This window comes from Streptomyces sp. NPDC007875 (genome assembly GCF_042868035.1).
GTDB classification, from domain to species: Bacteria; Actinomycetota; Actinomycetes; order Streptomycetales; family Streptomycetaceae; genus Streptomyces; species Streptomyces antimycoticus.
Window position 1 is genome coordinate 1 of the sequence record NZ_JBIADZ010000029.1, and the last position, 22,192, is coordinate 22,192.

Here is a 22,192-nt window from a genome sequence, read left to right on the forward strand (position 1 = left end):
CCCCGGGGCGGGGCTTAACGGCGCGGCAACTCGGACGCGGAAACGTAGCGGTTGAGGTGAGGCAGGGGTGGCCGGAGGGGATCGGATGCGATCCGCTCCCCTCCGGCCACCCCTCACTCACTTCGGAGCGCTCGCGCGCACCATGAGGGTGCCGACGTCCTCCGGGTTCGGTGGGGGGAGCACCTGCGCGTCGATCTCGACGAACCCCATGCGCTTCAGCAGGTCGGTCCACCACTCGGGCGCGTACGACCAGCGCAGAAGGGTGAGCTTCCGGCCCGCGAGGCCGTTCCCGTACATCGGCTGCGGGCCGTAGTAGCCCTCGAGCGGCTCGGCCTGCGAGAAGGCAAGGGTGCCGCCTGGGCTGAGGCGCTTGGCGATCAGTGGGATCAGGTCGTCGGGGTCGGTGAACCAGAGCGCGCCCCAGATGGAGAAGATCGCGTCGTACGTCGTCTCAGTCGTAGCGAGATAGCCGCATGCCTCGGCTTGGACGAATGCCAGGCCAGGGGTTCCGTCCCACCATTGGCGGGCACGTGCGACCTGGGCGGCGGAGAAGTCCAACGCGGTTACCGCGACGCCGGTACGGGCGAGGTACACGGCCTCCTTGCCCTCGGCGCAGCCGAGCTCCAGCGCGGTACGCGGGCTGCCCAGAAACTCCTCGCCGGGGCCGTGCCCGTCGTACTGGGTCCACGCGAAGGTCTCAACGTCAGGCTTCGGCTGCTCGCCCTCCCCGCGATACGGCTTGTAGGTGTCCCAGTACTCCGGCAGGGTGGTCGACTCGCGCGGCATGGGCCTCCTCCGGGGTGTCCGACAGGCTGGACACCGTACCCATGTCTTTCATTGGCCACAGCGGAATCACGGCGTTTCATCCGCACGGGTGGCGAGCTGCGTGCTGCCAAGTTCAAGACGGCTGAGCGCAGAGGAAGGATGCACACTGACCTCGCTCGTGCATGGCGGCAGTGGGGCAATCCGGAGCAGACAGCTGCGGAACTTCTATCAGCGGTACGAGTGTCTCCGGGTGAAGTGCGAGACAGGCCGGCGATCCGCAAGATCGTGACCGACCTTCAGGGCCGACACCCACGCACTACCGGTGTGGGGGAATTGGTTGCGGCGACCGGGGACTTGGCTAACTCTTGATCACTCGGTGAGGGGTTCGCGCAGCTCGAACCAGATGTGCTTACTGGTGGGGCGCAGCCCGTGCTCCCAGGTGACGCCCCACGCGTAGGCCAGCTCCTGCATCAGGAACAACCCCCGGCCGCCCTCCTCGTCCGGCGCCGCGTCGCGGGGATACGGGTGCCGTTCCGGGGAGCCGTCGCGTACGGCGATCGTCGCGATGCGGTCGCGAACGAGGGTGTCGATGTGGATCAGCTGGGTGTTGGTGTGCCGGTTGACGTTCGTCACGGCCTCGGAGACCAGGAGTTTCGCCGTGTCCGCGAGGTCGTGCAGGTCGTTGGCCTGGAGGAGGGCGGCGATGGCGTCCCGGCAGACCCTGGGGCTCTTGGGGGAGTTGGGGGCGCTGAGGCGGTAGGCGTACGGGGGTTCGGCGGTTTCGGGCATGGCGGTGCTCCCAACGCGGTGCGTGATTGGTTCGATGCGCTGCGCTACCAGGACCATAGAGCATCTGAGTGCACGTGTGCACTACGCTTCCAGTAACCGTTAACTGAGTGGACGTGACTGAAGGGGAGGGTGTTGGTGTCACCCAGGTCAGGCCCGACCGCGAGGCAGCGGCGCCTCGGTACGGAACTGCGCAAGATGCGCGAGCACGCCGGAATGACCGTGGCCCGCGCGGGCGAGGAGCTAGGCGCGGATCGCACTCGGATCAGCAACATGGAGGCAGGCCGCCTCGGCATGAGCGAGGAGCGAGTGAGGACGCTCGCGGCGATCTACTCGTGCGCGGACCAGGCGTACGTCGACGCGTTGGCGGCCATGGCTGTGGAACGGGTGCACGGCTGGTGGGAGGAGTACCGGGGCAAGCTGCCCGCAGGCGCGCTCGATCTGGCCGAGCTGGAACACCACGCGGTGGACCTGAGGACGATGCAGCCGATGCACATCCCGGGGCTGCTGCAGACGGAGGACTATGCCAGAGCCGTGTTCGCTACGGCGGTGCCCGATCTCACCGCCGCCGAGCACCGCCGCAGGCTGTCCCACCGGCTGAAGCGTCGGGACGTACTGGACAGGGACAATCCGCCGCAGTGCACCTTCATCGTCCATGAGGCAGCGTTGCGGATGCGGTTCGGCGGCGCCAAGGTGGCCCGTGGCCAGTTGGAGTACCTGCTGGAGGCGTCCGAGCGCGACAACGTGACCGTGCGCGTGATTCCCTTCGCGGCCGGAGGTTTTCCTGGCGCGGGGGCTTCCGTACTCTATGCGGCCGGACCGGTGCCGCAGCTGGACACCGTTCAGCTCGACGTGGCGACCGGAGTCGCTTTGGTGGACGCGGAAACGCTCGTTGCCAACTACAGGGAAGTCCTGGACCGGACGCAGGGGCTGTCACTCAGCCCTGAGGACACGCGCGACTTCGTTCGCTACATCGCGCAACAGCTCTGAAGGCATGGAGATGTCTGACATACAACACTGGCGGAAGTCCTCGTACTCAGGTGACGCAGCCAACAACTGCGTCGAGCTGGCCCAGGTCCCGGACGCCACCGCGATACTTCTCCGCGAGAGCGACGAACCCCAGACCGTGATCGCCACCACGCCCGCCGCCCTCCGGGCGCTCACCCGGGCCGTGAAGGCAGGGCGGTTCGATCACCTGTCCCGCTAGGGGACAATGGGCGCCATGAGTCTGTTCCGCGACGACGGCATCGTGCTGCGCACCCAGAAGCTGGGGGAGGCGGACCGGATCATCACCCTGCTCACCCGCAACAACGGCCGCGTCCGCGCCGTGGCCCGGGGGGTGCGGCGTACGAAGTCGAAGTTCGGCGCGCGGCTCGAACCGTTCAGCCACGTCGACGTGCAGTTCTTCTCGCGCGGTGGTGGCGAGCTGATCGGGCGCGGGCTGCCGCTGTGCACGCAGAGTGAGACGATCGCGCCGTACGGTGGCGTCATCGTCACCGATTACGCCCGCTACACCGCCGGTACGGCCATGCTGGAGACGGCCGAGCGGTTCACCGATCATGAGGGCGAGCCCGCCGTACAGCAGTATCTGCTTCTCGTCGGCGCCCTGCGCACCCTGGCCGCCGGGGAGCACGAGCCGCATCTCGTCCTGGACGCGTTTCTGCTCCGCTCCCTCGCGGTCAACGGTTACGCACCGAGTTTCAACGACTGCGCCAAGTGCGGGATGCCCGGCCCGAACCGGTTCTTCTCGGTCGGCGCGGGCGGGGTCATCTGCGGAGAGTGCCGGGTGCCCGGAAGCGTCGTACCCTCGGCGGAGTCGCTGACGCTGCTGGGCGCGCTGCTGACGGGGGACTGGGAGACGGCGGACGCGTGTGAGCTGCGGCACGCCCGGGAGGGCAGCGGGCTCGTGGCGGCGTATTTGCACTGGCACCTGGAGCGGGGACTTCGGTCGCTGCGGTACGTAGAGAAGTAGCAGCACAAGCAGTAGCACAGAGAGCAAGAGCTGAGGGAGACGTGGCAGGCATGGCAGGACGCGGGTTTCTGGGCCGACAGCGGCGCGAGTACCGGATCCCGGAGCCGCACCCGTCCGGCGCCCGGCCGCCGAAGATCCCCGGTGAGCTGGTGCCGCAGCATGTGGCCGTCGTGATGGACGGTAACGGCCGCTGGGCCAAGGAGCGCGGGCTGCCGCGCACCGAGGGGCACAAGGTCGGCGAGGGCGTCGTGCTGGACGTGCTCAAGGGCTGCCTCGAGATGGGCGTCAAGAACCTCTCCCTCTACGCTTTCTCGACCGAGAACTGGAAGCGCTCGCCCGACGAGGTGCGCTTCCTGATGAACTTCAACCGCGATGTCATCCGCCGCCGCCGCGACGAGATGGACGCGATGGGCGTACGGATCCGCTGGGCGGGCCGGATGCCGAAGCTGTGGAAGTCGGTGGCGCAGGAGCTCCAGGTCGCTCAGGAGCAGACCAAGGACAACGACGCCATGACGATGTACTTCTGCATGAACTACGGCGGCCGGGCGGAGATCGCGGACGCGGCGAAGGCGCTGGCGGAGGACGTCCGGTCGGGTCGGCTCGATCCGTCGAAGGTGAACGAGAAGACGTTCGCGAAGTACCTCTACTACCCGGACATGCCGGATGTGGATCTCTTCCTGCGCCCGTCGGGCGAGCAGCGGACATCCAACTACCTGATCTGGCAGAGCGCGTACGCCGAGATGGTCTATCAGGACGTGTTGTGGCCGGACTTCGACCGCCGCGACCTGTGGCGGGCGTGCCTGGAGTACGCCTCGCGGGACCGCCGCTTCGGCGGGGCGATCCCGAACGAGGAGCAGCTGAAGAAGGACTCCCCGTCCGAGTAAGCGCCCAGGGCCCGTATCAGCGACGGGTTTCGAGCTTCATTTCACCTGCGGTCACGTTGCGGATGTGGTCACTGGCGAGCATGTCATGCGGGAAGCCGAGTCCTATCGCGCTGGCCTCGTCGAGGCGGGCCAGGTGGGCGGCGGTGAGGTCGACCTCCAAGGCGCCCAGATTGTCCTCCAGCTGCGCGGGGGTGCGGGCGCCGATGATCGGTGCCGTCACGGTCGGATTCCGCAGGGTCCAGGCCAGCCCGACCTGGGCGGGTGTGACGCCCAGCTCCGTGGCGACCTCCTTCACGACATCGGCAATGGCAAGGTTACGTTCGGTGAGCGTGCCCAAGGCGAGGTTGAAGCTCTTGCGGGTGCCGTCGTCGGATGCGACGTTCGCCGCGGTCAGGTCGTCGCGGCTGTACTTGCCGGTGAGCACCCCGCCGGCCAGGGGTGAATACGGGAGCACGCCCAGCCCCATCTCGCGCGCCATGGGGATCAGGTCACGTTCCCCGGTACGCTCGATCAGGTTGTATTCGATCTGGAGCGCGACCAGTGGCGACCAGCCGCGCAGGTCGGCGATCGTCTGCATGCGCGAAACCTGCCAGGCCGGGGCGTTGCAGATCGCCACGTACAAGATCTTGCCCTGCCGGACCAGATCGTCCATGCCGCGCAGGATCTCCTCGACCGGTGTCGTGAAATCCCACACGTGCAGGTAGAGCAGATCGATGTAGTCCGTATTGAGCTGTCGCAGACTCGCTTCCACCGAAGTGAACAGGCTCTTGCGGTGACTGCCCGCGGAATTCGGGTCACCCGGTCGGCGTAGCGTCGTGTATTTCGTTGCGAGCACCAGGCTTTCGCGGTTGTCGCGGGTGAATTCGCCCAGCATGCGCTCGGAAGTGCCATTGCTGTAGGTGTTGGCGGTGTCGATGAAGTTGCCGCCTCGCTCTACGTAGCGGTCGAACAGCTTGCGCGCCTCGTCCTGCTCGGCTCCCCAGCCCGACTCGGTGCCGAAGGTCGCCGCGCCCAGTGCCAGCGGTGAGACCCGCAGCCCGGAGCGGCCCAGCAGCCGGTAGGTGTCGAGAGTGAGCGACATGGTGTCCTCCTGTGCTCGTGATCCGTTGTCGAGCACAAGCCTGTGACCGCCGCGAGCCGGAGGTAAGGGAAAGAAGTTCCTGGGAAGGCCAGTCCTACCCTCGCTGTTGCAACGAACATGACGACCCCCACCGTGGACACAACACAGGAGCTGGCCGCGTTCCTGCGGGCCCGGCGCGAACGGCTGGACCCGCGCGATCTCGGCCTGCCGTCGCGTCGGCAGGCCCGGCGGACCCCGGGGCTGCGCCGCGAAGAGGTCGCTGAGCTGGCCGGGGTCAGCGTCGACTACATCGTGCGGCTGGAACAGGGGCGCGGGCTGCGGCCCTCGGCGGACGTGGTGGAGGCGCTGGCCCGAGCGCTGCGCCTGGCCCCCGTCGAACGCGCCTACCTCTTCAACCTGACCCAGCAGCGCCCCCGCAACGCCGACAAGCCCGCCACCACCGCGGCGCCGCCGCTGGCCCATTTGGTCGCCGACCTGTCGCCGCTCCCGGCCATGCTGATGAACCACCGCTACGACATCCTGGCCTGGAACCATGAAATGACGAGGGTGCTACTGGATTTCGACACCCTGCCTCCGGCGCAGCGCAATGCGATGTGGCTGTGCCTGATGCATCCGGAGATACGCGAGTTCTACGTCGACCGGGAACGCGTCGTGCGGGAGGGGATCGCCCATCTGCGCGCCGCGTGGGCCACGCATCCGGAGGATCGGGCGTTGACCGACCGCATTGCCGAATTCATCACTCGTGACGAGGAATTCGCGCGACTGTGGGCCGAGCGGGACATCAAGGTCAACGGCCGCGGGCACAAGGTGATGCGGCATCCTGACGTCGGTGTGATCGCGGTGGATTTCGAAGTGCTGATACCGCTTGAAGATCCGGAGCAGCGTCTGGTGATCTTCCGCCCTGCGGATGATGAGAGCCAGTCGGCAATGGACCGGTTGTGCGCGCGGTGATGTCGAAGCGTTTGTTCACGCACTGAGCCGAACCGTCATTCCGGCGCGTAGGTGACATGAGCGGGGCCCGCCTGCCCCGCCGCCCCCTACTCCGCCGCCACGATGCGCTCCACCGCGGCCGCCACCAGCCGGTCACGCTCAGCCTCCGTGAAGACGTCCGGCAAGGTGAGCTGCTCGACGATCAGCCAGTTCAGAGCCAGGATCAGCAGCTTGACGGCCATGGCGTCACCGGGGAGCCCCGACGCCTCGTGGTAGGCGACGTTGGCGTCGACGTCGGCCCGCACCCGCTCGGTGAGGACCGTGCGCAGCGCGGGGCGGCGGGTGGCCTCGAGACGGAGCTCCAGCAGTGCCAGATAGCCGGTGCGGAACGAGGCGACGCGGCCGACGAGTTCACGCATCAGCTCCACGTAGGTTTCCCGGTCGCGGCCCGCCGCCCGCTGGCGGGCGATCGTGGCCTCGTCGGGCTGGAGTCGCTCGTAGACACGGGCACCGGCCTGGGTGAGCAGATCGTCGCGGTTGGCGAAGTAGTTGGATGCCGTACCGGCGGGGACGGCGGCCTCGGTGTCCACCGCCCGGAAGGTCAGGCCGCGTGCGCCTTCCCTGGCCAGCACCTCGATCGCGGCGTCGACGAGTGCGGCGCGCCGCTCGTCGTTCCGTCTCACCATTGACACCACTCCATCTGTAGTACTACGTTCTGACCACTTCAGTCAGAGTACTACAGATGGAGCTGTCACGATGCGAAAGCTCGTCTACTACGTCGCCGTCACGCTCGACGGCCGCATCGCCGGCCCCGGCGGCGAGTACGACTTCTTCCCCGGCGGCGACGAACGGCAGTCCGCCGCCTACTCGGCCTGGACCAACACGCTGTTTCCCGAGACGGTCCCGACCGCCTACCGTGCCGCGGTCGGCCTGGCCGACACGCCCAACCGCCACTTCGACACCGTCGTCATGGGCCTCGGCTCCTATCGCCCCGCCCTGGACGCGGGCGTCGGCAGTCCGTACGCGCATCTGCGTCAGTACGTGGTGTCCAGCACCCTCAAGCCCGACATCGACCCGGCCGTCACCGTCGTCCCGGGCGACCCGCTCGCCCTCGTGCGCGAGCTCAAGCGCGAGGAAGGCACGGAGCTGGACGTGTGGCTCTGTGGCGGCGGCAAGCTGGCGGGTGCCCTCCTGTCCGAGGTCGACGAGCTGGTGATCAAGAACTACCCGGTCGTCGCGGGTGCCGGAATCCCGGCCTTCGACGGCGCCTTCGACCCCACCGTCTTCGACGTCGCCGAGCGCACGGCCTTCCCCAACGGCGTCACCCTCACCCACCTCACCCGCCGCTGACGTGCGCCCCCGGCCGGGCAGCGCCACGGTTGAGGTCGGCGGAGTGGAGTTGATCGTCGCCCGGAGCACCGGCGTACTATGTTTGACGCTAGTGTCAAACATTGAGCCGAGCAGGTGGTGTCCCGATGGCGTATGCGAGTTCCGTTGAGATCGTGGAGGCGTTCTGGGCGGAAGTGTGGAACGCCCACGCCCCGGAGAAGATCGACGACTTCGTGGTCGATGACTTCGTGATCACCAATGCTGGTAAGAGCATCGAGGGGCGGGAGAACTTCAAGGCGTGGGTCCGGGCCTTCCTGGACACGGTCAACGACTTGAGGCTGGAGGCCGTCGAGACCTTCCAGAACCACGACGGGAGCCGGGTCGCCTCGCGCTGGGTGGTGCACGGCAAGAACAACGGCATCATGGGCACCGAACCCGACCAGCAGCCGATCTCCTTCACCGGCACAGCCGTCTGGGAGGTGCGCGCGGATGGCAAGCTCGTGCGCAACTGGGTGGAGCGTGCCTCCTGGGAACTGTTCCAGCGTCTGACCGGGCAGTCGGCCGCCGCCTGACGCCGTCGCCGGACATCGCCGCCTGACACCGCCCCTGGAGAGAAAGGGCGCTTCCGCCCGCCGCCGGGAGACGTCTCACCCCGGCGGCTTCGACAGTGCGGCACCGGCGCAGCTATGTTGGACATCGCTGTCAAAGACCGCAGGATCCGCCGCCGGTCGATCGGCGATCGGTGATTGGCCATCGGCCATCGGCCATCGTCGATCGGCCGGAGCGGGGCGGCAGAGGGAGTCAGGTGGCCGGGGTACGCCAATTCGACGAACGGGAGGCGCTCGCCCGCGCCCTGGAGGTGTTCGCCGTCCGCGGGTACCGCGCGACATCGATGCAGCACCTGGCCGTCGGGACCGGCGTTCAGCGCGGCTCGCTTTACCACGCCTACGGCGGCAAGGAACAGATCTTCCTGCGGGTGTTCGGCGACTACACCCAGGCATTCCTCACCGGCGCGGCCCAGGCGCTGCGCCAAGACGACCGGCACTCGGCACTGCTGTCCTTCTTCGACCACTGCATCCGGTCGATCACGGCGGGCACGCCCTCCCGAGGCTGCCTGTCCACCCGGACGGTGATCGACGCCGGATCGGAGATACCGCAGGTCGAAACCGTGGTGCGCACGTTCCTCGACGACCTCGAAGACACCGTCCACAACGGGCTGGCCGCGATCGACGACGACGATCTCGCGGTCGATCTCCGTTCCGCGGCCCGCCTCGTGGTCACCACGACCCGGGGCCTGGCCGTCATGGAACGCGCACATCACGAACCCGACCGGCTCCGCGACATCGCCGCAGCACTCGTGACCTCCCTGACCGGGCACAGCCGGTCCGGGTAGATCACCAACCCACCACCTCGGACAGCTCCCGGCCCGAGATCACTCGGAGTCGCGTCAGCACTCTTTACTTGATGTAGAGGCCATATTGAACGGTCCGTGATGGTCGCCGCCCTAGCCTGAGAGTTTTGTACGACAAACGTTCAGCGGGGGAGGCGTCGCATGGGCAGCGGCGACGGGCACGGCGGTGGCAAGGTCCTGGACATCAAGGTGGCGGACATCAAATCCGTCGCCCCCACCTTCCACCACCAGTCGGTGAAGCTGAGTGAGGCGCTGACCAAGCTGATCACGACGCTGGACGGCTATGGGGAGCCGTGGGGGGACGACAAGCCGGGGAAGGACTTCGGCAAGCAGTACAAGCCGAACCAGAAGCACATCGAGTCGGCGGCCGGCATCCTCGTCCTCGGGCTGACCAGCATCTATGAGGCGATGAACGACATGGCCGACGGTCATGTCGACAACGACAAGCTCATCGAGGGCATGTTCACCAAGGCCAAGCACGGCTCCGGCCATGACCAGGGTCCGGGCGCGGGCGGCCATCGGTGAGTTTCGGGAGCGATATCGAGGACAAGGCCAAGGCCCTCCTCATGAAGCTGGGCATGTGGTGGCCGGACGCCAACTCCGGCACGCTGCGCCACGCGGCCGACGCCTGGCGGACGTTCGCCGACAGCGTGGACGATGTGCGGGTCGCGACCGACAAGGCGGCCACGACGCTCATCCACCACAACAAGGGCGAGGCGATCGACGCCTTCGAGACCTTCTGGGGGCGTTACGCCAAGGGCAAGGACGAGGGCTGGCTGAGCAACCTCGCCAAGTCCGCCCGGAACATGGCCAAGGCACTGGACAAGTTCGCCGACACCGTCGATGACGCGATCGAGAAGCTGTGGACGCAGATCAGTATCGATGCCGTGGCGCTTGTCGGCGGTGGGCTGCTGACCATCGTCACCGGGGGTGCCTCCGACGGGGTGGCGGCGGAGATCATCGCCATGGCCGCCGGTCTGGGCGTCGCCGTGGAGGAAGCGGTCGCCGTCATCGCGGCGGAGATGCTGACCGGCGCGGTCTTCACCAGCGTGCTGTCGGTGACGATCGACGCGGCGGTGGCCCAGCCGGTGAAGATCGCCCTGGGGCAGCAGAAGGGCTTCAGCCTGGACGAGGTCAACCAGGCCGCCAAGGACGGCATGATCGACGGCGGGATCTTCGGGGCCGGGCTCGGGGTGCTCAAGCCCGGTGTGATGCCCAAGCTCACCGGCGTTCCGGACCTGCTCAAGCCCCCGAAGGTGCCCTCGCTGCGCCCGAACCTCGTCGAGGAGGGCCCGGCCGCCCGCCCGACGAAGAAGTGCCCGTGCACGGGTGAGCCGATCGATATCGCGACCGGTGCGATGCTGATGGAGCACTCCGATCTGACGCTGCCCGGTTCGCTGCCGCTGGTCTTCGAGCGCACTCATGTGTCGTCGTACCGGGGCGGGGTGTGGTTCGGCCCGACGTGGGCCAGTCTGCTGGACGAGCGGGTCCAACTGGACGCGGAGGGCGTGGTGTTCGCCGCCGCGGACGGGATGCGGCTGGTGTATCCGGTGCCGGAGCCGGGGGTGCCGACGCTGCCCGCGAAGGGCGCGCGGTGGCCGCTGGAGTGGGACGGCAAGCCGGACGGCGTCATGACGGTCACCGATCCGGAGGCGGGTGTGGTGCGGACGTTCGTCCGCCCCGCCGCCACGGAGGAGCCGGGCGCGGTCTATCTGGCCCTGGAGAGCCTGCAGGACCGCAACGGCGCCCGCATCGACATCGAACGCGCCCTGAGCGGCGTCCCGTTGGCCGTCCGCCATTCCGGGGGCTACTACCTGGCCGTCGACACCGAGGGCCAGCGGGTCACGGCGCTCCGGCTCCTTGACGAGCCGCCGTCGGTCTACGCCCCCGGGCAGAGCCGCGAGGGCGGCACGGTGGTGATGCGCTACGGCTACGACGAAGCGGGCAACCTCACCGAGGTCATCAACTCCAGCGGCGCGCCGCTGCGGTTCACCTACGACGGCGAGGGGCGGGTGACGTCGTGGACGGACCGCAACGGCACGTCGTTCCGGTATGTGTACGGGCCGGACGGGAAGGTGGTGCGCACCGAGGGCAGCGACGGCGTCTACAACGGCGGCCTGGAGTACGACGACGCGGCGCGGACGACGGTCTACACGGACTCGCTGGGCCACCGCACGACGTACCGCTACAACGCCGACGGGCAGCTGGTCGAGGAGACGGATCCGCTGGGCCACACCACGCTGACGGAGTGGGACGCGCGCGGCGACCGTAAGGTCGCGGTGACGGATCCCCTGGGGCGTACGACGCGTTACGGATATGACGAGGATGGCAACCTGACCGGCGTCACCCTGCCGGACGGGGCGCGGGCGGAGGCCACGTACAACGCCCTGTGCCTGCCGCTGGAGGTCACCGAGCCGGGCGGTGGGACATGGCGCCACACGTACGACGACACGGGCAACCTGACCGCCACCACCGACCCGACGGGATCGACCACCACCTACGCCTACACCGACCGGGGCCACCTCGCCCAGGTGACGGACGCCCTGGGCCACACCCGCCGCATCGCATGTGACGCGGCGGGACTGCCGGTGGCGGTCACGGACCCGCTGGGTCACACCACGAGCGTCCGCCGGGACACCTTCGGCCGGGTCGTCGAGGCGACCGATCCCCTGGGCCATACCACCCGTATGGGCTGGACGACCGAGGGCAAACCGGCGTGGCGGGAGGAGCCGGACGGGGCCCGGGAGAGCTGGACCTGGGACGGCGAGGGCAACCTCCTCACCCACACGGACCCGGCGGGCCACACCACCCAGCAGACCTCCACCCACTTCGACGTCCCCGCCACCCGCACCGAGCCGGACGGCGCGACGTACGCCTTCGCCTACGACACCGAGATGCGCCTGACCGAGGTCACCAACCCCCAGGGCCTGACCTGGACCTACACCTACGATCCGGCGGGCCGCCTCACCTCCGAGACCGACTTCAACGGCCGCACCCTCGCCTACACCCACGATGCGGCCGGCGACCTGCTGACCCGCACCAACGGCGCGGGCGAGATCCTGTACTTCACCCGGGACGCGCTGGGCCGCACGACGGAACAACGCGACGAGGCGGGCGCACGGACGACGTATGCCTACGACGCACAGGGCGCCCTGACGCGAGCGGCGAATCCGGACGTTGAGCTGACCCTGGAACGGGACGTGCTGGGCCGGGTCCTGTCGGAAACGGTCAACGGCCGCACGACGACGTACACGTACGACGCCGAGGGCCGTCGGACCCGGCGCACAACTCCCAGCGGCATCGTGAGCGAGTGGACGTACGACGCGGCAGGCCGCCCTACGTGCCTCGACAACGGCTCGGGAACCCTCTCCTTCAGGTACGACGCGGCGGGACGGGAAACCGAACGCCGCCTGGGCGAGGGCGTGACCCTGACCCAGACCTGGGACAAGACAGACCGCCTCACCACACAGACCCTCACCCACGAACCGGGGGCGGCAGACCGCATCCTCCAACACCGGGCGTACGCCTACCGCCCGGACGGCTACCTCACCGAGATCCGCGAACTCACCTCCGGAACCCGCCGCTTCGACCTGGACCCGGTAGGCCGCGTGACGGGGGTCCACGCCCACGGCTGGACCGAGACCTACGCCTACGACCCGGCGGGCAACCTCACCCACGCCACCGCCCCCGCGCACGCGTCACCCGGCGACCGGGAGTTCTCGGGGACGATCATCCACCGCGCGGGTCGCACGACGTATGAACACGACACCCAGGGCCGCATGACCCGCCGCACCCGGAAATTGTTGAACGGCCAGACGCGGACCTGGACCTACACCTGGAACGCCGAAGACCGCCTCACCGACGCAACGACGCCGGACGGCGACCACTGGCATTACACATACGACCCCCTCGGCCGCCGCATATCAAAACAGCGGCTGGCGGATGACGGCACGACTGCCGAATCGACCGACTTCACGTGGGAAGACACCCGCCTGGCCGAGCAATCCACCCACGAGGGCAAACACACCACCTGGGACTACGCCCCAGGCACCCACCGCCCCCTCACCCAGACCGACCACACCCCGCTGATCCGTGAGCCCGGCGCATCCCTCATCGAGCAATTCATGGGCGCCGAGGACGAAACGCCACCCGGCTTCCACGCCATCATCACGGACTTGGTCGGCACCCCAACAGAACTGGTGTCCCCTGACGGAGACCTGTCCTGGCAACACCGCACCACCCTCTGGGGCACCCACTTCCCCTCCCGGGCGAGCACCTCAAAGGTCGACTGCCCCCTCCGCTTCCCCGGCCAATACGCCGACCCCGAAACCGGCCTGCACTACAACTACTTCCGCCACTACGACCCCGAAACCGCCCGCTACACTGCCGCCGATCCGCTCGGTCTCGACCCCGCACCCAACCATCATCGGTACGTTGACTCTCCGTTGACGTTGCTCGACCCCATGGGTTTGAAGTGCGGAGACCCGGTGCCCACCCCGCGCACCGGCGTTAAGGGACTACTCAAGGATGCGCAGCTCCCATTCTCAGGGCGCATCCGATTCGTGCCTCCCGAAAACACTTCAGTCAACGCCGGATTGTTGCGCGGCCCCCGGAAGGGCTACATTGACCGTTTCGGTAATGAATGGATCAAGGGGCCATCCCGCACTGCCGGACAACCCTTTGAATGGGATGTTCAGCTGAGCAAGACAGGAAGGGCTAAACTCGGCTGGCTGAGCCGGGACGGAAGCCACTTGAACGTCTCGCTGGATGGGGAAATTACTCACAAGTAGAACCACGAAGTGCCTCCGGGCACGCTGATTCAAGGAATGAACCATGGAAGATCCTCTTCACTTCTACGCAGAGGTTCGGGTCGTCGCCTCTCCGGGCCGGCCGGAACTGGAGGGGGCTGTCGGCGCAATCGTCGGCATCTCTGAGCCGCCGCACCCTGACACTCCTCCCAGTTTTGGGGTGATGCTTGACGGGTTCGACGTTGTTCGTGTCTTTTCCAAGGAACAGATCGCTCCGACGGGGCAGGATCGCCAGAAGTCGGATTATTACTGACGCCCCGCTTGGCCCACGCTAGTCACAGGTGTAAACGGGATATCCGTCCGCTGCGACTCGAGGGGGCAAGTCCCTTCTATAATGAGTGATGGGTGTCTGTCGGCTCTGGAGTACGCCTGGTACAACGACGAGGCGCCGGTAGCGCTGCCTGATGCGCGGGATGTGACCGTTGCTGTGCAGCGCTAATAGGGAGGGTGCGTGAACGGTGTTGCCGCTCTGGCGAGCGTCATTGCGACCGAACGACTTCACGGCGTCGGCATTGGATCGTCCATCGAAGAGGTCGATCAAGCGCTGAAAGTCGACTTTATTGACGTGGTCGACGAAGAGTACGGAATGCTCCGCAGGGACTACGGATTCGTGGAGCTCTACTTCTCCGGCGGTCCGGGGAAGTGGAGCATGACCAGCGGCATGATCGAACTGCATCGGCTGGCGGCTGATGACCAGGGCATGGCGGCGGAATGGCGCCGGGATACGGACGTGGAGTTCCCGGAGTACTGCTCTTGGAACGAGCTGCGGGAGGAGCTGGCACGGACCCCCGACGCGCCCGATCTCGATCTTCGCCCTCAAGGCGGCTATCTCGAATACCGGGCACCGGAGACCAAGGTATCCGTGCTGGTGGTGGATAACAGGAGGAGCGTGACGACTGCCCGGGGCATGGGGACGTCTGGAGCGTGAGCCTTGGCTGATGGAGTTCGGAGGGGCCGCATTCGCCAGGCGACGGGCATTGGACTGTCGGCCCGGGCCGCATCCGCGCCGCGGAAGCCCAGCTCCCGCAGCGCGGATTGACGTCAGCGGCGAGGATACGGCCGGTACGTCACCCCACCCCGAATCGCCGAAGTCAGTACCCGGCTTCCTCGACGCCCGCGCGGGCACCCCATGCCCGCGAAGCGCCGACAGCACCCACCGCCGTCGCGGCCAGCGCGGCGCTGACCCACACCGCGCCCCGGTAGTCGCCCGTCGTCTCCGTCACGACGCCCGCGCTCAACGGGCCCAGGAAGGCACCCGCGTTCAGCGCGACCGTGGCGAACGAGCCGCCCAGCGAAGGGGCCTGGGAGGCCGTGTGCATGACGCGGGTGACGAGCGTCGAGCCGATGCCGAACGACAGGCCGCCCTGGAGGATCGTCACGATGAAGAGCGGAGCCGCGTAGGGGCTGCTCGCGGCCAGTACGGCCCAGCCGACCGGCAGGGCACACACGGCTAGCAGCAGGCCCCTCCCGGACCCGCCGTCGGCCGTACGGCCGGCCGTGGTCACCCCCACGAAGGCGCCCACCCCGAACGCGGCGAGAAGGGCGGGGACGGCGGCGTCGGGGAGGTGGGCGATGTCCGTGGCGATGACGGCCAGGTAGGCGAAGGTCGCGAACGTCGCCCCGTTGACCACGGCCGCGAGGACCATGGCCCACCGCACCGGTCGCGACGCCACCACACGCGCTTCCCGCCTGATCGAGACTTCCTTCCGACCAGCCGCGTCGGCGGGCGCGTGGCGGAAGACCAGCGCCAGCGCGGGCAGGCACAGGGCTGCCACGGCCCAGAACGCGGAGCGCCAGCCGGACCACTCCCCGAGCAACGCCCCCGCGGGGACGCCCGCGACGCAGGACAGCGTGACCCCGGACAGCAGGACGGCGGTGGCCCTGGCGTGCTGCGCCGCCGGTACGAGGGCCGTCGCGACGGACATCGCGACCGCCAGGAAACCGGCATTGACGATCGCGGCGACGATACGGGTACCGAAGAGCACGGCGAAGTCCGTCGTGACCGCGCCGATCACATGCACCACCACGAACGCCGTCAGAAACCCCGCCAGCGCCCTCCGCCGCGGCCATCGCGCGCTCAGCGCGGCCATCACCGGGGCGCCGACGATCATCCCGATCGCGTACGCGGACGTCAGGCTCGCCGCGGCTCCCACCGGCACGGAGAGGTCTTGGGCAATGCCCGGTACGAGACCGGACAGCATGAACTCGGACGTTCCTTGCGCGAAGACCGCGAGCGCGAGGACGTAAAGGAAAACAGGCAAGAGGTCGACTCCAGCGAAGAGCGGATGCGAGCGAGAACAGCCGCGTGCTGGATGTCGGACTACGCCACGACGAGCCATGAATACGTCATGACTACGCCATGGATACGGCGAGCCCGAAAGGGAACCAGACACACGGAGTCGTGTCCGGTCGCTGGAAGCGAGATCGACCCAAAAGTCAGGTCAGCGGTTCAGACAACTGCTCGCCGCCGAGCGACCGGCGGCTCTGTTCTGTCTGATTCAGGGCTCGTCACGTCGGGCACCGTATCCACAACCCCGACGGAGATCAATCGGAGCGGGGCGGGTGCCAACCCCGCGAAGTGAAGATCAACCCTGCGCGGCCTTCGTCGCCGCGCAATCGCCGCAGGTGCCGAAGATCTCGATCGTGTGGGCCACGTCCACGAAGCCGTGCTCTGCGGCGATCGCGTCGGCCCACTTCTCGACGGCGGGGCCCTCCACCTCGACCGCCTTGCCGCAGGCGCGGCAGACCAGGTGGTGGTGGTGTTCCTCGCTGTTGCAGCGGCGGTAGACCGCTTCGCCCTCCGTGGTGCGGAGGACGTCGACCTCGCCGGCGTCGGCGAGGGACTGGAGGGTGCGGTAGACGGTGGTCAGGCCCACCGAGTCGCCTCGGTGCTTGAGCATGTCGTGGAGCTCCTGCGCACTGCGGAACTCGTCCACCTCGTTCAGTGCTGCCGCCACCGCGGCGCGCTGCCTTGTGGACCGGCCGCGTACTGGGGGACCCGCGGTCACCACAGCTGCCTCCTCAACCTCACATGCTCCGTCGCTCTCAGGGCTCTCTCCGCGCCCACTGCGTCTTCTGCCCGGCCATTGTGCCAGTTATCGCTCGGGGGACGGACGAGAGCGACAGACTGAGCGACGGGCCGAGCGGTGGACTGTGCGAGTACGTGGACTCTACGAGTGCGTCGTCGTCAGTCGTTATACGAGTACATCGTCCCTCACCGTGCACCGTTCCCCGGCCGCGGCCACCCGTTGAGCGCGTCTTTTCGCCAGGGGCGCGGCCAGGGCCGTGATCACGGCGAAGACGCCGATGGCGAGGACGACGATGCTCGCGCCGGGCGGGACGTTCTTGTAGAAGGAGAAGACCGTGCCGGACAGGGTCACCACGACGCCGATGGTGATCGCCAGCGCGAGCGTCATCGCGAAGCCCCGGGTGGCCTGCTGGGCGGCGGCGACCGGGACCACCATCAGGGCGCTGACCAGGAGCAGGCCCACGACGCGCATGGCGACGGTGACCGTGACGGCCGCGGTGATGGCCAGCAGCAGGTTGAGCGTGCGCACCGGGAGGCCGGTCACCCGGGCGAACTCCTCGTCCTGGCACACCGCGAACAGCTGGCGGCGCAGCCCCAAGGTGATCAGTACGACGAAGGCGGCGAGGAGGGAGATCGCGACGACGTCCTCGGGGGAGACCGTGGTGATCGAGCCGAAGAGATAGGTGGTGAGGTTGGCGTTGGAGCCGGTCGGCGAGAGGTTGATCAGCAGCACACCGCCCGCCATCCCGCCGTAGAAGAGCATCGCGAGCGCGAGATCGCCACGGGTCTTGCCGTACCAGCGGATCAGCTCCATGGCGATCGCGCCGAGGGCGGAGACGGCGACGGCGGTCCACACGGGGTTGGCGCCGGTCAGGAAGCCGAGCGCGACACCGGTAAGGGCGACATGGCCGATGCCGTCGCCCATGATCGCCTGGCGGCGCTGGACGAGGTAGATGCCGACGGCGGGCGCGGTGACGCCCACCAGGACGGCGGCGAGCAGGGCCCGCTGCATGAAGGCGTAGTCGAGGATCTCGAGCATCTCAGGTCAGCAACCCTGTCCGGATCGGTTCGGCGTCGGGCGCCGCATGGGGATGGACGTGGTCATGGCCGGGCAGCGCGTGCTGGCCCACGGCCTTGGGCGGCGGCCCGTCGTGGACCACGCAGCCGTCGCGGAGCACCACCGCGCGGTCGATCAGCGGCTCCAGCGGGCCGAGCTCATGGAGGACGAGGAGGACCGTGGTGCCGGCGGCGACCTGCTCGCGGAGGGTGCCTGCGAGGATCTCCTGGCTGGCGAGGTCGACCCCGGCCATCGGCTCGTCCATGATCAGCAGTTCCGGTTCGCCCGCGAGGGCGCGGGCGATCAGTACGCGCTGGTGCTGACCGCCGGAGAGGGCGCTCACCGGGTCCCGGGCGCGGTCGGCCATGCCGACGAGCTCCAGAGCCCGCTGAACGGCCGCCCGGTCCGCCTTGCGCGGCGGGCCGAACCGGCGGCGGGCCAGCCTGCCCGCCGAGACGACCTCGCGCACGGTCGCGGGGACGCCGCTGGCGGCGGTGGTGCGCTGCGGTACGTAACCGATCCGGGCCCAGTCGCGGAAACGGCGGCGGGGGATGCCGAAGAGAGCCAGCTCACCGCCGGTGAGCGGCACCTGGCCGACGATGGACCGTACGGCGGTGGACTTGCCCGAGCCGTTGGCGCCGAGCAGCGCCACGACCTCGCCGCGGCGGACGGTCAGATCGATGCCGCGCAGCACGGGGCGGCCACCGAGGGTGGCGGTGGCGCCGCGCAGGGATATGGGATCGGCGGTCGGGTCCGCGGTCCGAGCCGGATGTGCGGGTGTCTCGGGTCCCGGATGCGGGGGCGCGGTCGGGGCTATGTCCGGCTCCTCGGTTTCCATGGGTTCCTCGGTCGCCATCGTTTCCTCGACCTCCGTGGGGTGGTCCGTCACTTGGTGCCCAGCGCCTTCTGCAGGGCCTTCAGGTTGGATCGCATGACCTGGATGTAGTCGTCACCCTTGGACTTGTCGCCGATGCCCTCGATGGGATCGAGCACATCGGTCCGCAGATGGAGATCGCCCGCCAGCGTCTTGGCCGTTCGGTCGCTCACGAGGGTTTCGAAGAAGACGGTGTTGACCTTGTCCTTCTTGGCGACGCTGTGCAGCCCCTTGATCCGGGCCGGGCTGGGCTCGGATTCGGGGTCGAGCCCGGAGATCGCCTCCTGCCGCAGGCCGTAGCGCTCGGCGAGATAGCCGAAGGCGGCGTGGGTCGTGATGAAGGTGTCCGAAGAACGGTCCTTCAAACCGCTCCGGAAGTCCTGATCGAGCGTGGTCAGCTCCTTGACCAGGGCGGTGGTGTTCTTCTTGTATGTCGTGGCGTGATCGGGGTCGGCCTTCTCCAGCGCCTTGCCGACGCCCTTGGCGACCTGGGCGTAGCGCACCGGGTCCAGCCAGATGTGGGGGTCGGCGGCGGCGTCGCCGGAGTGGGCGTGGCCCTCGTGCCCTTCCTCGCCCTCGTCCTCGTGGCCGCCTTCGCCCGCGTCCGCGCCCGCATGGTCGTGGTCGCCCTCGACCTCGGTGCCGTGGTCCTCCAGCGTGGTGTACGAGGCGGCATCGGCGACGTGCTTCGGCTCGGCCTGTCCGATGGCGCGGTCGACGGAGGGCTGGAGCCCCTTGAGGTAGACCACAAGACCGGCCTTGCTGAGATCGGCGGTCTGCCGGGGGCTGATCTCCAGATCGTGCGGTTCGACGCCGGGCTTGGTCAGGGAGGACACATGGATGGCGTTCCCGCCGATGCGCTGGGCGAGGAACTGCAGGGGATAGAACGACGCCACCACATCCAGCTTGCCGTCCGTCCTTCCGTCGCCGACGTTGGAGGAGCAGGCTGTGAGGGTGGTCAGGCCCAGTGCGGCGGCTCCGACGAGGGCGGTCGTGGGCCTGAGGCGGCGTATGTTCATGACTCTCATTTTCAACAAAGATGGAAACGATTGTCAACAACTGTCCTCTTGTTGATCGCTTCGACTACCGATTTGATCCGGGGGGTGCCGCCGCCGGTAACCTGAAGCATTCGCTTCGTCGTCAATGTCGTCATCAATGAAGAGAGCACCGTGGCCGCCGACAAGATCGACACCATCGTCAGCCTCAGCAAGCGCCGTGGCTTCGTCTACCCGTGCAGCGAGATCTACGGCGGCCAGCGAGCCGCCTGGGACTACGGACCGCTCGGTGTGGAGCTGAAGGAGAACATCAAGCGGCAGTGGTGGCGTTCGATGGTCACCTCTCGTGACGACGTCGTCGGACTCGACTCGTCCGTGATCCTGGCCCGTGAGGTGTGGGAGGCGTCCGGCCACGTCGCCACCTTCACGGACCCGCTCACCGAGTGCACCTCCTGTCACAAGCGGTTCCGCGCGGACCACCTGGAGGAGGCGTACGAGGCCAAGCACGGCCGGCTCCCCGAGAACGGCCTGGCCGACGTCAACTGCCCGCACTGCGGCAACAAGGGCAGCTTCACCGAGCCCAAGCAGTTCTCCGGGCTGCTCGCCACCCACCTCGGCCCGACCCAGGACTCCGGCTCGATCGCGTATCTGCGCCCCGAGACCGCCCAGGGCATCTTCACCAACTTCCTCGCCGTCCAGCAGACCTCGCGCCGGAAGCCGCCGTTCGGTATCGCCCAGGTCGGCAAGTCGTTCCGCAACGAGATCACGCCGGGAAACTTCATCTTCCGGACGCGTGAATTCGAGCAGATGGAGATGGAGTTCTTCGTCAAGCCGGGCGAGGACGAGACGTGGCACGAGTACTGGATGGAGCAGCGCTGGAACTGGTACCGGGACCTCGGTCTCCAGGAGGCGAACATCCGGTGGTACGAGCACCCGAAGGAGAAGCTCTCCCACTACTCCAAGCGCACCGCTGACATCGAGTACCGCTTCAGCTTCGGCGGCTCGGAGTGGGGCGAGCTGGAGGGCCTGGCCAACCGCACCGACTTCGACCTGAAGGCGCACTCGGCGGCGTCTGGCCAGGACCTGTCGTACTTCGACCAGGAGGCCGGCGAGCGCTGGACCCCCTACGTCATCGAGCCGGCGGCGGGCGTGGGCCGCGCGATGCTGGCCTTCATGCTCGACGCGTACGTCGAGGACGAGGCGCCCAACGCCAAGGGCAAGATGGAGAAGCGCACCGTGATGCGGCTCGACCCGCGCCTGGCGCCGGTCAAGGTCGCGGTGCTGCCGCTGTCCCGCAACCCGCAGCTCTCGCCGAAGGCCAAGGGGCTCGCGGCGGACCTGCGCAAGCACTGGAACATCGAGTTCGACGACGCGGGCGCGATCGGCCGCCGCTACCGTCGCCAGGACGAGATCGGCACGCCCTTCTGCGTCACCGTGGACTTCGACACCCTCGACGACAACGCCGTGACCGTGCGTGAGCGCGACACGATGAAGCAGGAGCGGGTCTCCCTCGACCAGATCCAGTCCTACCTCGGCGGCCGCCTGATCGGCTGCTGACCCCGGTCCGGGCCATCGCGCCCGGACCACGGGCACCGGACACATACCCGACGACGGGCTCCGGTGCCGCGGACGCCATGTCCGTGGCACCGGGGCCCGTCGGCTCGGCAGAACGGGGGTTCACCAATCGTGCGAGGCGTGACACATCACATCACCGCCACCCGCGAGGACGGCACGGTCTTCGAGGTGAGCTACGGCTACGGTCCGGGGCAGCGGCGGCTGCTCGGCTGCCGGCACTGCGACTGGCAGGAGCGGATCACCTACGGTGGCGCCCGCCACAAGGGACTCGACCACCTCGCCCAGGCGCACGGAGCCCTCGGCTCGCCCCGGATGACCGCCGACGCGGCGGCGCGGCGGCAGGTCCTCCTGATCATGCTGGCCTGTTTCGCGGCGGCAGCGCTCATTCTGTGGTGGGCTGCCTCGCAGGGGTGAGCTGCCAGAGGTGACCGGCACCGGAGGCCCTGTGCTCCCGGCGGGCCCAGGACCGCTGAGCCCGCCTGCGGGCCCAGCCGGCTCGTAGGCCCTCCCAGGAAGAGCTCGCGGACGGACGCGAAGGCCGGGTCCATGTCCGGGTCCGACCACCGTGGCGCGTAGACGGGGTCGTGGAATCGAGTCGTCGCGTCCCAGAGCGTCCAGAGCGCGCGGGCGGTGGCGCGGGCGTCCCGCATCGTGAACTCCCCAGTGGCGATGCCGCTTTCGACGATCGTGGTGAGCT

Annotated in this window: 23 protein-coding genes and 1 pseudogene; 14 read left to right on the forward strand and 10 right to left on the reverse strand. The window is 68.2% G+C overall.

The genetic code is table 11. The features are described from left to right. Nucleotides 1–117 precede the first annotated feature (117 nt). On the reverse strand, nucleotides 118–786 hold the full coding sequence (locus tag ACFYOY_RS39310; protein WP_351882577.1) for a class I SAM-dependent methyltransferase: 669 nt from the start codon (nucleotides 784–786) through the stop codon (nucleotides 118–120). Between the two features lie 348 nt (nucleotides 787–1,134). Next, nucleotides 1,135–1,554 (reverse strand): ATP-binding protein, encoded by a 420-nt coding sequence (locus ACFYOY_RS39315; RefSeq protein WP_351882579.1) that lies wholly within the window; start codon nucleotides 1,552–1,554, stop codon nucleotides 1,135–1,137. Between the two features lie 135 nt (nucleotides 1,555–1,689). Here ACFYOY_RS39315 and ACFYOY_RS39320 point away from each other — a divergent pair, with 135 nt between their 5' ends. From ACFYOY_RS39320 to ACFYOY_RS39335, 4 genes are read left to right on the forward strand one after another with little or no spacing between them, the layout of a single operon-like run. Further along, nucleotides 1,690–2,541 (forward strand): helix-turn-helix transcriptional regulator, encoded by an 852-nt coding sequence (locus tag ACFYOY_RS39320; protein ID WP_351882581.1) that lies wholly within the window; start codon nucleotides 1,690–1,692, stop codon nucleotides 2,539–2,541. Between the two features lie 10 nt (nucleotides 2,542–2,551). Then, on the forward strand, nucleotides 2,552–2,758 hold the full coding sequence (locus tag ACFYOY_RS39325) for a DUF397 domain-containing protein (protein WP_351882583.1): 207 nt from the start codon (nucleotides 2,552–2,554) through the stop codon (nucleotides 2,756–2,758). A 15-nt stretch (nucleotides 2,759–2,773) separates the two neighbouring features. Beyond that, nucleotides 2,774–3,523 (forward strand): DNA repair protein RecO, encoded by a 750-nt coding sequence (gene recO / locus ACFYOY_RS39330; protein WP_351882585.1) that lies wholly within the window; start codon nucleotides 2,774–2,776, stop codon nucleotides 3,521–3,523. A gap of 50 nt (nucleotides 3,524–3,573) precedes the next feature. Continuing rightward, nucleotides 3,574–4,407, forward strand: coding sequence for an isoprenyl transferase (locus tag ACFYOY_RS39335; protein ID WP_351882587.1), 834 nt, complete (start codon nucleotides 3,574–3,576; stop codon nucleotides 4,405–4,407). Nucleotides 4,408–4,423: 16 nt separating this feature from the next. Here ACFYOY_RS39335 and ACFYOY_RS39340 read toward each other — a convergent pair whose 3' ends face one another. Then, on the reverse strand, nucleotides 4,424–5,488 hold the full coding sequence (locus ACFYOY_RS39340; RefSeq protein WP_388592450.1) for an aldo/keto reductase: 1,065 nt from the start codon (nucleotides 5,486–5,488) through the stop codon (nucleotides 4,424–4,426). A 132-nt stretch (nucleotides 5,489–5,620) separates the two neighbouring features. Between ACFYOY_RS39340 and ACFYOY_RS39345 the strand changes: the two genes are divergently transcribed. Further along, entirely contained in the window at nucleotides 5,621–6,439 is an 819-nt protein-coding gene (locus ACFYOY_RS39345; protein WP_388592453.1) for a helix-turn-helix transcriptional regulator, read from the forward strand. 86 nt (nucleotides 6,440–6,525) lie between these two features. Here the strand turns inward: ACFYOY_RS39345 and ACFYOY_RS39350 are convergent, their stop codons facing one another. Next, complete coding sequence (locus tag ACFYOY_RS39350; RefSeq protein WP_137965698.1) at nucleotides 6,526–7,104, reverse strand: TetR/AcrR family transcriptional regulator; 579 nt, start codon at nucleotides 7,102–7,104, stop codon at nucleotides 6,526–6,528. A 70-nt stretch (nucleotides 7,105–7,174) separates the two neighbouring features. On the opposite strand from ACFYOY_RS39350, the gene ACFYOY_RS39355 reads away from it, so the two are divergent. From ACFYOY_RS39355 to ACFYOY_RS39385, 7 genes are all read left to right on the forward strand, one after another. After that, entirely contained in the window at nucleotides 7,175–7,768 is a 594-nt protein-coding gene (locus ACFYOY_RS39355) for a dihydrofolate reductase family protein (protein ID WP_388592456.1), read from the forward strand. A gap of 125 nt (nucleotides 7,769–7,893) precedes the next feature. Beyond that, on the forward strand, nucleotides 7,894–8,319 hold the full coding sequence (locus ACFYOY_RS39360; RefSeq protein WP_351882595.1) for a nuclear transport factor 2 family protein: 426 nt from the start codon (nucleotides 7,894–7,896) through the stop codon (nucleotides 8,317–8,319). A gap of 233 nt (nucleotides 8,320–8,552) precedes the next feature. Next, the gene (locus ACFYOY_RS39365) at nucleotides 8,553–9,140 is read left to right on the forward strand and encodes a TetR/AcrR family transcriptional regulator (protein WP_351882597.1); all 588 of its coding nucleotides are present in this window, start codon (nucleotides 8,553–8,555) and stop codon (nucleotides 9,138–9,140) included. A gap of 159 nt (nucleotides 9,141–9,299) precedes the next feature. Continuing rightward, nucleotides 9,300–9,683 (forward strand): hypothetical protein, encoded by a 384-nt coding sequence (locus ACFYOY_RS39370; protein WP_351882599.1) that lies wholly within the window; start codon nucleotides 9,300–9,302, stop codon nucleotides 9,681–9,683. After that, the gene (locus ACFYOY_RS39375) at nucleotides 9,680–13,948 is read left to right on the forward strand and encodes a polymorphic toxin type 17 domain-containing protein (protein WP_388592460.1); all 4,269 of its coding nucleotides are present in this window, start codon (nucleotides 9,680–9,682) and stop codon (nucleotides 13,946–13,948) included. Before ACFYOY_RS39370 ends, ACFYOY_RS39375 begins: the two co-directional genes overlap by 4 nt. 43 nt (nucleotides 13,949–13,991) lie before the next feature. Continuing rightward, nucleotides 13,992–14,219: a hypothetical protein gene (locus tag ACFYOY_RS39380; RefSeq protein WP_388592463.1), complete on the forward strand. Its 228-nt coding sequence runs from the start codon at nucleotides 13,992–13,994 to the stop codon at nucleotides 14,217–14,219. Nucleotides 14,220–14,417: 198 nt separating this feature from the next. Continuing rightward, nucleotides 14,418–14,894, forward strand: a complete 477-nt coding sequence (locus ACFYOY_RS39385) for a hypothetical protein (protein WP_388592466.1) — start codon at nucleotides 14,418–14,420, stop codon at nucleotides 14,892–14,894. 163 nt (nucleotides 14,895–15,057) lie between these two features. On the opposite strand, the gene ACFYOY_RS39390 is transcribed toward ACFYOY_RS39385, so the two are convergent. From ACFYOY_RS39390 to ACFYOY_RS39410, 5 genes are all read right to left on the reverse strand, one after another. Continuing rightward, on the reverse strand, nucleotides 15,058–16,227 hold the full coding sequence (locus ACFYOY_RS39390; RefSeq protein WP_351882603.1) for a Cmx/CmrA family chloramphenicol efflux MFS transporter: 1,170 nt from the start codon (nucleotides 16,225–16,227) through the stop codon (nucleotides 15,058–15,060). A gap of 324 nt (nucleotides 16,228–16,551) precedes the next feature. Continuing rightward, on the reverse strand, nucleotides 16,552–16,977 hold the full coding sequence (locus ACFYOY_RS39395) for a Fur family transcriptional regulator (protein WP_388592469.1): 426 nt from the start codon (nucleotides 16,975–16,977) through the stop codon (nucleotides 16,552–16,554). A gap of 183 nt (nucleotides 16,978–17,160) precedes the next feature. Then, nucleotides 17,161–18,033 carry a metal ABC transporter permease gene (locus ACFYOY_RS39400; RefSeq protein ID WP_351882607.1) on the reverse strand — a complete coding sequence of 291 codons (873 nt, stop codon included), beginning with the start codon at nucleotides 18,031–18,033 and terminating at the stop codon, nucleotides 17,161–17,163. A 1-nt stretch (nucleotide 18,034) separates the two neighbouring features. Then, on the reverse strand, nucleotides 18,035–18,907 hold the full coding sequence (locus ACFYOY_RS39405) for a metal ABC transporter ATP-binding protein (RefSeq protein WP_351883078.1): 873 nt from the start codon (nucleotides 18,905–18,907) through the stop codon (nucleotides 18,035–18,037). A 29-nt stretch (nucleotides 18,908–18,936) separates the two neighbouring features. Then, nucleotides 18,937–19,944, reverse strand: coding sequence for a metal ABC transporter substrate-binding protein (locus ACFYOY_RS39410; protein ID WP_351882609.1), 1,008 nt, complete (start codon nucleotides 19,942–19,944; stop codon nucleotides 18,937–18,939). A 150-nt stretch (nucleotides 19,945–20,094) separates the two neighbouring features. Here ACFYOY_RS39410 and ACFYOY_RS39415 point away from each other — a divergent pair, with 150 nt between their 5' ends. Together ACFYOY_RS39415 and ACFYOY_RS39420 are read left to right on the forward strand one after the other, a co-directional pair. Continuing rightward, nucleotides 20,095–21,477, forward strand: a complete 1,383-nt coding sequence (locus ACFYOY_RS39415) for a glycine--tRNA ligase (protein WP_014060587.1) — start codon at nucleotides 20,095–20,097, stop codon at nucleotides 21,475–21,477. Between the two features lie 138 nt (nucleotides 21,478–21,615). Then, nucleotides 21,616–21,909, forward strand: coding sequence for a hypothetical protein (locus ACFYOY_RS39420; protein ID WP_243979943.1), 294 nt, complete (start codon nucleotides 21,616–21,618; stop codon nucleotides 21,907–21,909). A 122-nt stretch (nucleotides 21,910–22,031) separates the two neighbouring features. Here the strand turns inward: ACFYOY_RS39420 and ACFYOY_RS39425 are convergent. Then, nucleotides 22,032–22,187, reverse strand: a pseudogene (locus ACFYOY_RS39425) (TetR/AcrR family transcriptional regulator); the annotation flags it as partial. Nucleotides 22,188–22,192 lie beyond the last annotated feature (5 nt).

Bases quoted from the DNA above. Each gene is read 5' to 3' on its own strand.
- ACFYOY_RS39355 (WP_388592456.1), top strand. From the start codon at position 7,175: ATGCGAAAGCTCGTCTACTACGTCGCCGTCACGCTCGACGGCCGCATC.
- ACFYOY_RS39325 (WP_351882583.1), top strand. From the start codon at position 2,552: ATGTCTGACATACAACACTGGCGGAAGTCCTCGTACTCAGGTGACGCA.
- ACFYOY_RS39350 (WP_137965698.1), bottom strand. From the start codon at position 7,104: ATGGTGAGACGGAACGACGAGCGGCGCGCCGCACTCGTCGACGCCGCG.
- ACFYOY_RS39360 (WP_351882595.1), top strand. From the start codon at position 7,894: ATGGCGTATGCGAGTTCCGTTGAGATCGTGGAGGCGTTCTGGGCGGAA.
- ACFYOY_RS39310 (WP_351882577.1), bottom strand. From the start codon at position 786: ATGCCGCGCGAGTCGACCACCCTGCCGGAGTACTGGGACACCTACAAG.
- ACFYOY_RS39380 (WP_388592463.1), top strand. From the start codon at position 13,992: ATGGAAGATCCTCTTCACTTCTACGCAGAGGTTCGGGTCGTCGCCTCT.
- ACFYOY_RS39370 (WP_351882599.1), top strand. From the start codon at position 9,300: ATGGGCAGCGGCGACGGGCACGGCGGTGGCAAGGTCCTGGACATCAAG.
- ACFYOY_RS39335 (WP_351882587.1), top strand. From the start codon at position 3,574: ATGGCAGGACGCGGGTTTCTGGGCCGACAGCGGCGCGAGTACCGGATC.
- ACFYOY_RS39340 (WP_388592450.1), bottom strand. From the start codon at position 5,488: ATGTCGCTCACTCTCGACACCTACCGGCTGCTGGGCCGCTCCGGGCTG.
- ACFYOY_RS39400 (WP_351882607.1), bottom strand. From the start codon at position 18,033: ATGCTCGAGATCCTCGACTACGCCTTCATGCAGCGGGCCCTGCTCGCC.
- ACFYOY_RS39410 (WP_351882609.1), bottom strand. From the start codon at position 19,944: ATGAACATACGCCGCCTCAGGCCCACGACCGCCCTCGTCGGAGCCGCC.
- recO (WP_351882585.1), top strand. From the start codon at position 2,774: ATGAGTCTGTTCCGCGACGACGGCATCGTGCTGCGCACCCAGAAGCTG.
- ACFYOY_RS39405 (WP_351883078.1), bottom strand. From the start codon at position 18,907: ATGGCGACCGAGGAACCCATGGAAACCGAGGAGCCGGACATAGCCCCG.
- ACFYOY_RS39315 (WP_351882579.1), bottom strand. From the start codon at position 1,554: ATGCCCGAAACCGCCGAACCCCCGTACGCCTACCGCCTCAGCGCCCCC.